This window comes from Selenomonadales bacterium 4137-cl, from assembly GCA_032334055.1.
Lineage (GTDB): Bacteria > Bacillota > Negativicutes > Sporomusales > UBA7701 > Anaeroselena > Anaeroselena agilis.
The window spans coordinates 1,842,286-1,855,274 of the sequence record JAUOZS010000001.1 but is presented as its reverse complement, the minus strand read 5'-3'; the positions used below and the strand labels follow the sequence as shown (position 1 = coordinate 1,855,274).

At 61.6% G+C, this 12,989-nt stretch carries 15 protein-coding genes and 1 other annotated feature (1 of these 16 running past the window's edge); of the genes, 14 read left to right on the top strand and 1 reads right to left on the bottom strand.

The features are described 5' to 3' along the window. Window positions 1-128: a binding site (T-box leader), on the top strand (it extends 73 nt beyond the left edge of the window). 281 nt (window positions 129-409) lie between these two features. The 14 genes from ileS (at window position 410) to Q4T40_09755 (ending at window position 12,402) form a co-directional block, all read left to right on the top strand. Next, the gene (gene ileS, locus Q4T40_09820) at window positions 410-3,202 is read left to right on the top strand and encodes an isoleucine--tRNA ligase (GenBank protein MDT8901538.1); all 2,793 of its coding nucleotides are present in this window, start codon (window positions 410-412) and stop codon (window positions 3,200-3,202) included. Between the two features lie 116 nt (window positions 3,203-3,318). Then, window positions 3,319-4,170, top strand: coding sequence for a methyl-accepting chemotaxis protein (locus Q4T40_09815; GenBank protein ID MDT8901537.1), 852 nt, complete (start codon window positions 3,319-3,321; stop codon window positions 4,168-4,170). A gap of 189 nt (window positions 4,171-4,359) precedes the next feature. Further along, the gene (locus Q4T40_09810; protein MDT8901536.1) at window positions 4,360-5,484 is read left to right on the top strand and encodes an MFS transporter; all 1,125 of its coding nucleotides are present in this window, start codon (window positions 4,360-4,362) and stop codon (window positions 5,482-5,484) included. Between the two features lie 333 nt (window positions 5,485-5,817). Then, a complete protein-coding gene (locus tag Q4T40_09805) occupies window positions 5,818-6,123 on the top strand; it encodes a DUF5665 domain-containing protein (GenBank protein ID MDT8901535.1) in 306 nt (101 codons plus the stop codon). Between the two features lie 16 nt (window positions 6,124-6,139). Then, on the top strand, window positions 6,140-6,670 hold the full coding sequence (locus tag Q4T40_09800) for a nitroreductase family protein (protein ID MDT8901534.1): 531 nt from the start codon (window positions 6,140-6,142) through the stop codon (window positions 6,668-6,670). Between the two features lie 11 nt (window positions 6,671-6,681). Further along, window positions 6,682-7,035 (top strand): TraR/DksA C4-type zinc finger protein, encoded by a 354-nt coding sequence (locus tag Q4T40_09795; protein MDT8901533.1) that lies wholly within the window; start codon window positions 6,682-6,684, stop codon window positions 7,033-7,035. A 192-nt stretch (window positions 7,036-7,227) separates the two neighbouring features. Beyond that, window positions 7,228-7,455, top strand: coding sequence for a hypothetical protein (locus tag Q4T40_09790; GenBank protein ID MDT8901532.1), 228 nt, complete (start codon window positions 7,228-7,230; stop codon window positions 7,453-7,455). A 98-nt stretch (window positions 7,456-7,553) separates the two neighbouring features. Further along, entirely contained in the window at window positions 7,554-8,255 is a 702-nt protein-coding gene (locus tag Q4T40_09785) for a TVP38/TMEM64 family protein (GenBank protein ID MDT8901531.1), read from the top strand. Window positions 8,256-8,333: 78 nt separating this feature from the next. After that, the gene (locus Q4T40_09780; protein MDT8901530.1) at window positions 8,334-8,501 is read left to right on the top strand and encodes a 4Fe-4S binding protein; all 168 of its coding nucleotides are present in this window, start codon (window positions 8,334-8,336) and stop codon (window positions 8,499-8,501) included. A gap of 102 nt (window positions 8,502-8,603) precedes the next feature. Next, entirely contained in the window at window positions 8,604-8,969 is a 366-nt protein-coding gene (locus Q4T40_09775; GenBank protein ID MDT8901529.1) for a methylglyoxal synthase, read from the top strand. A gap of 28 nt (window positions 8,970-8,997) precedes the next feature. Next, entirely contained in the window at window positions 8,998-9,471 is a 474-nt protein-coding gene (gene lspA / locus Q4T40_09770; GenBank protein ID MDT8901528.1) for a signal peptidase II, read from the top strand. Then, complete coding sequence (locus Q4T40_09765) at window positions 9,446-10,372, top strand: RluA family pseudouridine synthase (protein ID MDT8901527.1); 927 nt, start codon at window positions 9,446-9,448, stop codon at window positions 10,370-10,372. The genes lspA and Q4T40_09765 overlap by 26 nt, the downstream gene beginning before the upstream one ends. An 87-nt stretch (window positions 10,373-10,459) precedes the next feature. Further along, the gene (gene pyrR, locus Q4T40_09760) at window positions 10,460-11,011 is read left to right on the top strand and encodes a bifunctional pyr operon transcriptional regulator/uracil phosphoribosyltransferase PyrR (GenBank protein ID MDT8901526.1); all 552 of its coding nucleotides are present in this window, start codon (window positions 10,460-10,462) and stop codon (window positions 11,009-11,011) included. Between the two features lie 197 nt (window positions 11,012-11,208). After that, entirely contained in the window at window positions 11,209-12,402 is a 1,194-nt protein-coding gene (locus tag Q4T40_09755) for an NADH:flavin oxidoreductase (GenBank protein MDT8901525.1), read from the top strand. Here Q4T40_09755 and Q4T40_09750 read toward each other — a convergent pair. Next, window positions 12,399-12,899 (bottom strand): GNAT family N-acetyltransferase, encoded by a 501-nt coding sequence (locus tag Q4T40_09750; protein MDT8901524.1) that lies wholly within the window; start codon window positions 12,897-12,899, stop codon window positions 12,399-12,401. The two genes, Q4T40_09755 and Q4T40_09750, sit on opposite strands and share 4 nt — an antisense overlap. Window positions 12,900-12,989: the final 90 nt, after the last annotated feature.

Genomic DNA, 12,989 nt, shown 5'->3' with positions numbered 1-12,989 from the left:
ACGGATGGGGCGAAGATCCCTCCCGAGCCGCGGACCGAAGGCAGTAGGCTCCGCCGCGCGACGGGCGTTAGACGTTTTAAGTGGCGTGAGCAAGTAGGGTGGTACCGCGAGATAACCTCGTCCCTTTTAGGGCGAGGCTCTTTTATTTTGGCGGCCGTTGATAAGGCCGCATCTGCTGCGTTGCTCCTCAGATCGCTTGCTTGCGTACGTCCGAGTACGCGGCGCGGCGCGCTCGCACCCTTTCAGGTATAAGCGACCACATCAACGCTAAAGCGTTGTGTGTCTGCTTATCCGGTGCGCCTTGCATCTACGGCCTTCTGAACGGCCGCGGCGCATTAATGTTGAGAGCGGACGGTAAGGACGCCGGGGTTAAAAGTTTATTGGTCTATATTTTACGGAGGTGGCTGGGATGGATTACAGCAAGACTTTGAATTTGCCGCAGACGGATTTTCCGATGCGGGCTGGTTTGCCGGAGCGGGAGCCTGAGCTTCTGGCGTACTGGGAGAAGAACGATATTTATAATAAGAAGCTGGCGGCGTCAAAGGGCAAGACGAAGTTCATCCTCCACGACGGGCCTCCGTACGCGAACGGCAGCATCCATATCGGTACGGCGCTGAATAAGGTGCTGAAGGATATTATCGTGAAGTATAAGTCGCTGCGCGGCTACGACGCGCCGTACGTTCCCGGCTGGGATACGCACGGGATGCCGATCGAGCATGCGGCGATCAAGATTCTCGGCCTTAACCGCCATGAGCTGAAGGCTCTCGATCTGCGGCGCGAGTGCAAGCAGTACGCGCTGAAGTGCCTGGATATGCAGCGGGAGGATTTCAAGCGCCTGGGGGTGCAGGGCGACTGGGACAATCCGTACGTGACGCTTCATCCGTCGTTCGAGGCCAAGCAGATCGGCGTTTTCGGCGCGATGGCGAAGAAGGGTTACATTTACAAGGGTCTGAAGGCGGTTTATTGGTGCACGACGTGCGAGACGGCGCTGGCCGAGGCGGAGATCGAGTATGCGGAGAAGAAGTCGCATTCGATTTACGTTAAGTTTCCGCTGATCGACGATAAGGGCAATCTGCCGGTCGGGGTGGATGCCGCGAATGTATACTGCGTGATCTGGACGACTACGCCGTGGACGCTGCCGGCGAATACGGGGATCGCGGTTCATCCGGAGTTCGATTATGTGTGGGTTCAGTTCGGCAGCGAGGTTTACCTGATGGCGGCCGAGCTGGTGAAGACGGTGGCCGAGGCGAATAAGCTCGGCGAGTATACGCTGCTGGGCGAGCCGATGAAGGGCGAGACGCTGGCGGGGATGCTGTTCAGCCACCCGTTCTTTGACCGCGAGTCGCGGGTGGTGACCGGCGATTATGTGACGCTGGACGCGGGCACGGGCTGCGTGCATACCGCTCCCGGGCACGGGGTGGAGGACTTCGGTACGGGGGTCAAGTTCGGTCTGCCGGTGATCAATCCGGTGGATCACGCCGGTAAGTTCACGGCCGAGGGCGGCATGTTCAAGGGGATGTTCGTGGAGGACGCGAATGTGCCGATTCTGAAGGAGGTGGCCCAGCGGGGCCTGCTGCTGGGCAAGGGGTCGCTCCGCCACCAGTACGCGCACTGCTGGCGGTGCAAGAGCCCGGTGATTTACCGGGCGACGGAGCAGTGGTTCGCGTCGGTGGAGGGCTTCCGCGAGGCTGCGCTGGCGGCGATCGACGATGTGCAGTGGATTCCGCCGTGGGGCGAGGAGCGGATGCATAATATGGTGGCCGACCGCCAGGACTGGTGTATTTCCCGCCAGCGGGTGTGGGGCGTGCCGATCCCGATTTTCTATTGCAAGGAATGCGGCGAGCATGTGGTGAACGATGAGACGATCGGCGCGGTGCAGGAGCTTTTCGGCCGCGAGGGGTCGGATGCGTGGTGGAAGTACGAGGCGGCGGAGATTCTGCCGGCCGGCTTCAAGTGCCCGCACTGCAGCCACGGGGAATTCCGCAAGGAGACGGATATCATGGACGTGTGGTTCGACAGCGGGTCGAGCTGGGCGGCGGTGGCCGAGGTGCGGCCTGAGCTGGAATGGCCGACGTCGATGTATCTGGAGGGCAGCGATCAGCATCGCGGCTGGTTCCAGTCGTCGCTTTTAACGTCGGTGGCGACGCGCGGCCAGGCGCCTTACCGTTCGGTGCTGACCCACGGGTTCGTGGTGGACGGCGAGGGCCGGAAGATGTCGAAGTCGCTGGGTAATGTGATTTATCCGCAGGAGGTCATCAAGCAGTACGGGGCGGAGATCCTTCGTCTGTGGGTGGCGTCGGCGGATTACAAGACCGATATCCGCATTTCTAATGACATCCTGAAACAGCTTGCCGAGGTTTACCGCAAGATCCGCAACACTTTCCGCTTTATCCTCGGCAATCTGGCCGGGTTCGACCCCGACAGGGACCGGGTGGAGTACGAGGAGCTGCTGGAGATCGACCGCTGGGCGCTGCTGCGGCTGGAGCGGGTGCGCCAGAAGGTGACGAAGGCGTACGACGATTACGAGTTTCATCTTTTGTATCATACGGTGCACAATTTCTGCGCCGTCGATCTGTCGGCGTTTTATCTCGATATCCTCAAAGACCGCCTGTATACGTCGGTGCCGGGCTCGGTGGAGCGGCGGGCGGCGCAGACGGCGATGTACGATATCCTGGTGACGCTGGTGGCGATGCTTTCGCCGGTGCTGTCGTTTACGACCGAGGAGGCCTGGCAGCATATGCCGAAGGCCAAGGGTATGCCGGAGAGCGTGCAGATGGTGCTGTGGCCCCAGGAGCGGCGCGACTGGCTGGATGCCGGCCTGGAGGCGAAGTGGGATAAGATTCTGGCGCTCCGCGGCGAGATCACGAAGGCGCTGGAGAACGCCCGCCGGGCGAAGACGATCGGCCATTCACTGGATGCGGCGGTCGAGCTGTGGGCGGACGGCGACGATTACCGCCACCTGATGGCGGTGAAGGACGATCTGGCGACCATTCTGATCGTGTCGCAGGTGAAGGTGACCGAGGGAACTCAGCGGGCTCCCCAGGACGCTTACCGCGCCGAGGAGTTGGCGCTGGCGGTGGCGGTGGCGCCGGCCGGCGGCGCGAAGTGCGAGCGGTGCTGGATCTACAGCGAGAGTGTGGGCGCCGACGCCGAGCACGCGGCGCTGTGCCCAAGGTGCGCGGCCGTAGTGAAGCAGTTGTAGGATATAAACCCCGGAGGCAACGATCCTCCGGGGTTTCTCGTTTTTTGCCGGTTTTGCAGGAAAATGGAAACGGTTGGCGAATTATGTCGAGGATTACTTTTGCACGGGAGGCTGACATGGCAGAAGAGTATACGGCTGAAGAGGTGCTGGAGGCGTTCAAGATCGTTGCCCCGTATCTCGACGACGCTACCCCGCTGAGCCTGGGGGTGTCGGTGGTAAAGGACGGGATCATTACCGCGTACGCGCCGGGGGGCGATCTCGACCTGAAGTATAAGGCCGGCGAGCAGATGAAGGGCAAGGTGTCCGCCGAGGCGATGGAAGGCAAGCGGCGGATCGTCCGCCTGGTACCGCAGGAGAAGTCGGCCCACGGGGTGGCTTATGTTGTCTGCGCGATGCCGATCATGGACGGGGACAGGGCGGCCGGGGTGGTGACGACGACCGGAACGGTGGAGGGCTACCTGCGGTTGACGGGTGGGGCGGCGAAGCTGTCCCAGTCTTCGGAGACGATGAACGCCAATTTGGAAGAGCTGGCGGCGAAGTCGAGCGAGCTGTCCGCGGCCAGCAAGAAGCTGGAGGAGCTGAGCGGCGAGCTGCTGAAGTTCACCAAGGAGACGGACGAAATCGTGAGCTTTATCCGCAATGTGGCCGAGCAGACCAACCTGCTGGGTCTGAACGCCGCCATCGAGGCGGCGCGGGTGGGCGAGATGGGCCGGGGCTTCGGGGTGGTGGCCGAGGAGGTGCGCAAGCTGGCCGGGGTTAGCGCCGAGTCGGTGAAGAGCATCACGGCGTCGCTGAAGCGCATCCAGAACGGCGTGGGCAATCTCGGCGGCATGGTGGACGATATCGATGCGAATATCGTCGATCAGGCGTCGTCCGTGCAGGAGATCGCCAAGGAGAGCGAGCAGCTTACCACGCTCGCCCGCGATCTGCAGGATGCGTCGCTGAAGATGTATCAGTTTACGGAGTGACAGGACGATGATTGAAAAACCGGGGCGGAGGCCCCGGTTTTTGTTTGAGCGGAGGAGGGTTGACGGGGGCGGGGATTCGGTCTATAATTGGAAAAATTGCCCTGCGGAAAGGAGGGGGGATAGATGTCCCCGCAGCATGGATATGAAGCTAATATTTGGAAATTGATGGGTATCCGGCTGTTTTTTTGGATGCACTTTTTCTCGGCGGTCTTGATCCCCTTTTATACCGAGTGGGGCGGTTTGAAGCTTTCGCAGGTGCTGTTCCTGAATTCGTGGTTCATGCTATGGATTTTTCTCCTTGAGGTGCCTACCGGAACGGTGGCTGATTTTCTCGGCCGACGGGCGTCGCTGATGGCGGGTAGCCTTATCGCGGCGGTGGCGGCGCTGTTATATGTGAGCAAACCTGATTATCACGTTTTTTTGACGGCCGAGGTGTTGTTCGCCGCGGCGTTTACGCTCCATTCGGGGGCGGACGAGGCGCTGGCCTACGACAGCCTGAAGGCTTCCGGGCTGGAGAGCGGGGCGAAACGGACGCTGGCGGCGATGGAGTCGTTCAAGCTTGGGGGCATTGTTGTGGCGGCTGTTGCAGGCGGCTTCATCGCGGGACATTTCGGCTACGATGCGCCGCTGCGGTTTTACGTGCTGCCGGCGCTGGCTGCGCTCGCGCTGGCCTGTTCACTAAAGGAGCCGCCGGTGCGGGAGGCGGGCGCACCCAGGCAGGGCTATATGACGATCCTTCGCGAGGGAGGACGGTTTTTCGCGACCAACCGGGCACTGCTGCTGCTTACGGCCGAGCTGGCGGTGACTAGCGCGCTGGCGTGGGGGCTTATCTGGCTCTATCAGCCGTTGTTGGCCGCGGCTGGGTTGCCGGTGGCGTATTACGGGGTTGTCCATGCGGCGGCGTGCCTGGGCCAGATCGGGTTTTTGAGCAATGTAGAGCGGCTGGAGGGGGTGCTGGGGTCGAAGCGGCGGCTGCTGACGGCGTCGGTGACGACGGCGGGCGTTGCGTACGTACTGCTGGGGCTGACGGACAGTCTGGCGGCGGTGGCGGTACTGATTGTGGCGGGCTTCACTTTCAGCTTGCCGCGGGTGGCGGTTTTCAGCGCGTATATGAATCGGCACATCCCCTCAGACAAGCGGGCGACGGTGTTGTCGGCGACCTCGATGTGCCGGACGTTGGCGATCGTGGCGGTCAATCCGTTGATTGGCCTGTTGGCGGATTGGTCGGTGGCGAATACGATGATTATTCTCGGTGCAGGGCTTATCGCCGGGGGGCTGTTTTCGCGGATCGAGGATAAGCATTTGGAAGGATGAAAACCGGGGCGGAGGCCCCGGTTTTCATTTGGGCGGAGGAAGCGAAGGCGGGTTTTAGCGGGTTAGGCGGGCTTTTACGCCGGTGCTTAGGGATATAACCGTGGACCCAAAGTTCTGGGAACGGGCTGTACCGTCCTAGGACCGTAAGCTCCCGGATTATATACGCATACACTCCTTTAGAGGGCCTGCGGGGTGACCGCAGGCTCTCTTTCTTAATCTCAGCAAGGCGAGCAATCACAAAAGCGGCTTTGAGCGCGGCGGCGGGAGGAGAAATTCCGGCCGCCTTATTATTTGCTGGCGCACGGGGATACTAGGCAATATGGGGGTATGCCGATGGCGCAGAACGTAGATAGGGCGGATGTGATCGCCGCCCAGCTCGAGCGGCTGGCGCAGTATCTGGAAAAGATGAACGTCGCCGGGTATGTGGAGCTGATGCAGCGACCGGTGCGACTTTTGCTGCTTAATTTCGCGGCCGGGCTGGCCAGGGGGCTGGGGATCGCGATCGGGGCGACGCTGATTTTCGCGCTGATGCTGGAGCTGATGCGCCGGGTGATTCTTTTGAATATTCCCGGTATTGGCGGGTTTGTGGCCGAGGTTATGAGGATTGTGGAGCAGACGAACGGGCAAGGCAGATTTTGAATTGGGAGGAATGTTTGTGACAAAAGATGTTTTCGATGCGATGCGCGAGGCTCATTCCGTACGGCAGTTCACGAGCGTGCCGGTGCCGGAGCCGACGCTGACGCGGCTTTTGGAGGCGGCTTGCTGGGCGCCGAGCGCCGGTAATCTGCAGCCGTGGTATTTTTATGTGGTGCAGAACTCCGGTCTGAAGCGGCGGCTGGCGGACGCGTGCCACGGGCAGCACCAGGTGGCGGAGGCGCCGACGGTGGTGGTGGTGATGGCCGATCCGGCGCGGTCGAACGAGCGCTACGGGGAGCGGGGCGCGCAGCTTTACTGTCTGCAGGATACGGCGGCGGCGACCCAGAATATGCTGCTGGCGGCGACGGGGCTGGGGCTTGCGACATGCTGGGTGGGGGCGTTCGACGAGCGCCTGGTGCAGGAACTGGTGGAGGCGCCGCCGCGACTGAGGGCGGTGGCGATCGTTTGTCTGGGCTACAGTAATGAGGAGAACGACGATGAGGCGAAGGAACGTTTGCGGGTGGCGGATGTGACTAAGGTTTTGCACTAGGAGGGATTGGCTTGGACCGGCAGATGCTGGCGCATTTTCGCGAGGATCTGGAGGATACGAGGAAGCGGCTGCTGTTGGCGATCGCCCGGATGGAGGAGGCAGGCATAGGCGATACGGCAAGCGTTTCACCGGGCGGGCCGCCGGTGTGCGCTACCCACCCCGCGGATGCTGGCGTGGCGGTTTTCGAGCGCGCGGTGCTGAGGGAAAACGCCTGTGTGTTGCTGGCGGAGGTGGAGGCGGCGCTGGAGAGGCTTGCGGGGGGCGCGTTCGGGGTGTGCGGGAGGTGCGGCCGGGAGATCGACGCCGACCGGTTGGAGGAGTTACCCTGGGAGACGCGCTGCGTCGCCTGCCGGCGGCCCGGCTAGGCGCTCCGTCGCTGGGGGAGGAGGTTTAGCCCGGATATGCCAAAGGCTACCGGATTGGTAGAAAGATAGGGCGTGGGGAATATGGTGGAGGCGGGCGGGTTCTTCTTGCATATTTCTTGCGCAAGACCGGCAGGATTTTACGGTTGGCGCGGATAAACTATTTTAGGATGTGAAGGAAAAGGAGTTTATAGCGTGAATGTCGTTTTGCGGAATTTTATCGTCAGTATCGCGACGGTGATAATCGGCGGGCTGGCGTTGTGGTCTAGCGAAAAAGGCGGCGAAGGGGTCAATATCCCGTGGCTGCTGATGGTTGGTTTTGCGGTCGGCTGTGTGGCGCTGTGGGCGACTACCTGGCTGAAGCGGCGCAGTGCGCCGAAGGACGCTAAGGGTCCGGCTGGCAGGAAGGGGCGCGGCAAGTAGTCCGTACCGGCGTATGGTGCGATTATTTGCGTGCCGGCGGCACGAATCGGCCGACGGCGACTAATATATAGCGGAAGGCGAAGCGGGGGGCGCGTGTCGTGGCCGAGCCGACGTGCAGAAGCCTGTATGTTATGAAGGGAGCGGTTTTGGCCGGCGCCGTGGCGGCGTATTTTTTCGTGCCCGGGGTGAGGGAGTTTGTGGCGACGGGTGTCGGCTATCTCCACCATCGCGATTTCGAGGGGCTGAGGCTGTTTATTCTCGCTTACGGTGTGTGGGCGCCGTTGACGTCGATCGCGCTGATGACGGTGCAGTCGATGGTGCCGCTGGTGCCGGGGCTGGCGGTGACGATTACGAACGCCTGGATTTTCGGTTGGGAGTACGGGGCGCTTTATTCGTGGATCGGGGCGCTGGCCGGAGCTGTGCTGGATTTCGGCATCGCCCGTTGGTATGGCCGGCCGGCGGTGGAGAAGTTCGTGCGTCCGAAGTATCTCGATATGACTGATCAGTTTTTCAAGCGGCACGGGGTGATGGCGGTGTTCGTGACCAGGCTTACGCCGGTCGTCCCTTTTAAGGTGATAAGCTACGGGGCTGGGCTTACGGCGATAAGCCTGCAGCAGTATGTGCTGGCGACGGGTATCGGCCAGACGCCGGCGATCGTGCTGTATTCGTTCCTGGGGCAGCACCTGACCCGCGGAATCCGTTGGGCGATCGTGATTACGACGCTGCTGCTCCTGGTGAGTGGTTTGGTTTATTATTACCGCAACGAGATCGAGCAGCGGCTTTTTTCCCATAAGGAATGATTTGTATTTGTCCATGGTTTTTTTTCCATTGATTTGGTATAATATTTTCAGCGATGTTTCAGGAGGTGAATAGTACTCATGTATGTAATCAGCAGCGAGTGCATCAAGTGCGGCGCGTGCGCGGCAACCTGCCCGGTAGGCGCGATTACCGAGGGAGACGCCCAATACGTCATCGGCGACCAGTGTGTTGATTGCGGCTCTTGCGCGGCGGTCTGTCCGGTGGGGGCTATCAGCCCTGGCCAGTAATAGGGGTCGTGTCGGAAGCGTAGCTGGAGCTACGCTTCTTTACGTTGTGGCTAAAATTGAGTATTATGGATATGCCAGGGAAAAAATAAATGAGGTTTACGGATGAGGAAAACGATTGCGTTGATCGCGCACGACCGTAAGAAGCAGGAGATGCTCGCCTTCGTGGCGGCGCACCGCGAGTCGCTCGCGGGCTATAATCTGATCGCCACGGCCACGACCGGCGGTCTGGTGTCCGGGGAGACGGGGCTGGCGGTGAAGGCGTATTTGTCCGGCCCGATGGGCGGCGATTTACAGATCGGGGCGCTGATCGCCTGCGGGGCGGTGGATGCGGTGGTGTTCCTCCGCGATCCGCTGACGGCCCAGCCGCATGAGCCCGATATTACGGCGCTGCTGAGGGTGTGCGACGTTCATAATGTGCCGGTGGCAACGAACGAGGCTTCGGCGGCGCTGTTGCTGAAGGCTTTGTGATAGGTGGAAGGATAGGAGAGAATAGCGCGTGCCGATCATTATACTGGCCCTGGCGGTGATTGCTCTCGATCAGGTGTCCAAGGCTTATTTGCAGGCGAATATGGCGCCGGGTGCGTCGGTTCCGGTGATTCCCGGCATTTTTCACATTACTTATGTCCTGAATCCCGGGGCGGCGTTCGGAATTCTCGAGCACCAGCGGTGGTTTTTCGTGGCGGTGGCTTTGCTGCTGCTGGCCGTTATCGTGTATTTGTATCCCCGCATACCGGCGGGCTACGGTTTGCTGCGGCTCGGCGTGGCCCTGCAGACGGGCGGGGCGGCCGGCAACGCCATCGACCGCCTGAAGACGGGATATGTGGTGGACTTTTTCGATTTTCGCGTATGGCCGGTGTTTAACGTGGCCGATATAGCGATTGTTGTCGGGGTGGCGCTGATCGTGTATTCGATTTTGTTCCCGCCCGGAAGAAAGGCTGATGAGGATGACGGGGGAGACGCGCCTGTTTGAGGCGACTGAGGCCGATAGAGGGGAGCGCGTTGATGTGTTCCTGGCCCGCCAGGCGCCGGAGCTGTCGCGTTCCCGCGTCCAGCGGCTGATCGCCGACGGGCTGGCGACGGTGCAGGGCCGGCCGGCCAAGGCCAACCACAAGGTGCAGCCGGGTGAGACGGTGTCTCTGACGGTGCCGCCTCCCGAGCCGGTGGCGGTGGAGGCCGAGGCCATCCCGCTCGACGTGGTGTATGAGGACGCCGAGGTGGTGGTGGTGAACAAGCCGCGGGGGATGGTGGTTCATCCGGCGGCCGGCAACTGGCGTGGGACGCTGGTAAACGCGTTGTTGGCCCGCTGCGACGATTTGTCGGGGGTGGGCGGCGAGGTTCGACCAGGGATCGTGCACCGGCTCGATAAGGATACCTCCGGGGTGATGGTGGCGGCAAAGAGCGACCGCGCCCATGCCAGTCTGGCCAGACAGATAAAGGACCGGACGGCCGGCCGAAAGTATCTGGCGCTGGTTCACGGCAATGTGAAGGCGGAGGAGGGGCTGGTCGACGCTCCGATTGGCCGCCACCGGACCGACCGCAAGAAGATGGCGGTGGATGCCGAGCGCGGCCGTGAGGCCAGGACGCGGTTTCGGGTGCTGGAGCGGTTCGCGGGGTATACGCTGGTGGCGTGCAAGCTGGAGACGGGGCGGACCCACCAGATCAGGGTACATATGGCGTATATCGGCCATCCGGTGGTGGGTGACCCGAAGTACGGGCCGAAGGGTTCGCCCTTTCCGATTGACGGGCAGGCGCTGCACGCGGCCGAGCTGACTTTCCGCCATCCGGCGAGCGGAGCGGAGATGGTTTTCACGGCGCCGCTGCCGGCGGATATGGACGGGATTTTGGCGAAGCTGCGCAGAAGCAAGGGATGATAAGGAGATTTAGGGTTTGCCCGGATGAAAGGCGCTTTGCAGCAGGAAGCGGACGGATTTTGGGGGCAATCGAGAGGGGGAGTTGTCGTGGTTAAGCTTGTCGACAAAACAGTTCTGATGGACGCCCAGGGCATCAACCGGGCGCTGATCCGCATCGCCCACGAAATCATCGAGAAAAATAAGGGCAGCAGGGATCTTACGCTGGTGGGGATAAGGACGCGCGGCGTGCCTCTGGCCAAGCGGCTGGCGGTGGAGATCGAGAAGATCGAGGGCGCGCGGCTGCCGGTGGGGCTGCTGGACATTACTCTGTACCGCGACGATCTGTCCACGCTTGGTTATCAGCCGATCGTGCACGAGACGCAGATCCCCTTCGATATCAACGACAAGAAGATCGTGCTGGTGGACGATGTGCTGTATACCGGACGGACGGTCCGGGCGGCGCTTGGGGCGCTGACCGATATCGGCCGGCCGCGGGTCATTCAGTTGGCGGTCCTGGTGGACCGCGGCCACCGCGAGTTGCCGATCCGCGCCGATTTCGTGGGCAAGAACGTGCCGACGTCGCGCAAGGAGATTGTGGCTGTGCAGCTTAGCGATACGGACGGTGCGGAGCAGGTGGTTTTGCAGGAGATCGCCGAGTAACGGGCGGACGCCGCCGCGGCTGGCGGGCTTTACGGCTGCGTTTTCTACGTAGCCCGTAACGGCCGATGATAAGATTACGGCAAAAAGCATCCCGGCGCTGTGCGTCGGGATGCTTTTTGCCGGTGGGGGGTTGACGGTGGAAGCGGTTTCCAGTACGATATGTTCGGAATGAGTGATATGCGGGAAGGTGTTGCGAAATGGCGACGGTTTTCGAGAGGACGGCGCTGGCCGGGATGAGGCCGGCGAACAGGATAATAAGGTCGGCGACCCACGAAGGGCTGGGTGACCGGGAGGATTTCCCCGCGCGGCTGGCGGAGCGGTATATCCGGCTGGCGCAGGGAGGCGTGGGGGCGATCATCACCGGGTACGCGGGGGTGAGCCGGGACGGCCGGGCGTGGCCGAATATGCTGATGATCGACGACGACGCGTATGTGGCCGCTTACCGGGAGGTGACGGAGGCGGTGAGGCCGCACGGGGTTCCGCTTATCATGCAGCTCGCCCACGGCGGGGGGCGGACGGAGCCGGCGGTGACCGGCGAAGAGGCCAAAGCGCCGTCGCGGCACCGCTACAAGGGAGCCGGAACGACGGCGCGGGAGCTGACAGAGGGCGAGATCGAGGCGATCGTGGGTGCGTTCGTGCGGGGGATTATCCGCGCCTGGCGAAGCGGGTTCGACGGGGCGCAGCTGCACGCGGCCCACGGGTACCTGCTGGCGCAGTTTCTGTCGCCGGCGCTGAACAGGCGGCGCGACCGCTGGGGCGGGTCGACGGACAACAGGTTCCGCGTCGTTAGGGAGATCGTAAGCCGGGCGCGCGCGACGGTGGGCGATTTTCCGCTGCTGGTGAAGCTGAGCGCATACGATTTCGACGACGGCGGGATGCGGCTGGAGGAGTCGGCGCGGTTGGCGGAGTTGTGCCGCGAGGCGACGGTGGACGCGATCGAGGTGTCGTGCGGCAACGATAACTGGTTTTGCGTGGTGAGGTCGCCCAAGGTGCCGGTGGAGGCGATCGTGGAGCTGTCGCCGGCCCTCAGGGGGGCGTCGTGGCTGAAGAAGAAAATCGCGGCGCTGCTGATCCCGCGGATGTTCACGACGTACGACGAGCAGGAGAACTACAATGTGGCCGCGGCGGCGGCGATCAGGGCGGCTGCGGGTATCCCGGTGATCGTGGTGGGCGGCATCCGGCGGCTGGAGGCGATCGAGGCGATTATCGCCGCCGGGCAGGCGGACTATGTATCGATGTGCCGGCCGTTAGTGATCGAGCCTGATATCGTGGCCAAGATGCGCGACGGCCGTCAGGCGGGGTCGCGGTGCATCAACTGCAACTATTGCCTGATCGGGGTAGGCGCGAACCCGCTGAAGTGCTATTACGGACGGTTGCCGGGGAAGGACTAGCGGCCGATTATCTTTTGGTAGGAGACGACGTCGAGCAGTTGTCCGAACTTTTGCCCCACCTCTTTGTAGTGGGCGCACTTGAAGTAGCCGTTTCGCTCAAAAAGCTTGATGCTGTTCGTGTTTTCGCCGCATATTGTGGCAACGAGAACATGCAGTTGCTGTTTACGGGCGTAAACCTCGACGTGCTTGATCGCCAGGCTGCCGATGCCTTTGCCGATAAAGTCCGGGTTGAGGTAGACGGTGATTTCGGCGGTTCCGTCATAGGCTTCCCGGTTTTTGTGCTGGGTTATCAGGACGTAGCCGCAAAGCTCGTTTTCGTCGCATATCACGAAGGTCCGGTATTTGTCGTTTCTGAAGAATACGATTTTCCGCATTTCCTGTTTGGTCAGCGGACGGGCATGAAATGTCGCGGTGGTATTCAGAACGTAATGGGTGTAGATTTGCAGCACTTTGTCGAGGTGCCGCTCTTCCATTTCGTAAAAGCGGTAGTTTTGCATGTTTAACGCCTCCGATTGCTTGCGGAACAAAAAAGATATCCAAAAGGTGCTTTGGACATCTTTGTCGGCAAGCGTTTATCCGATATGATC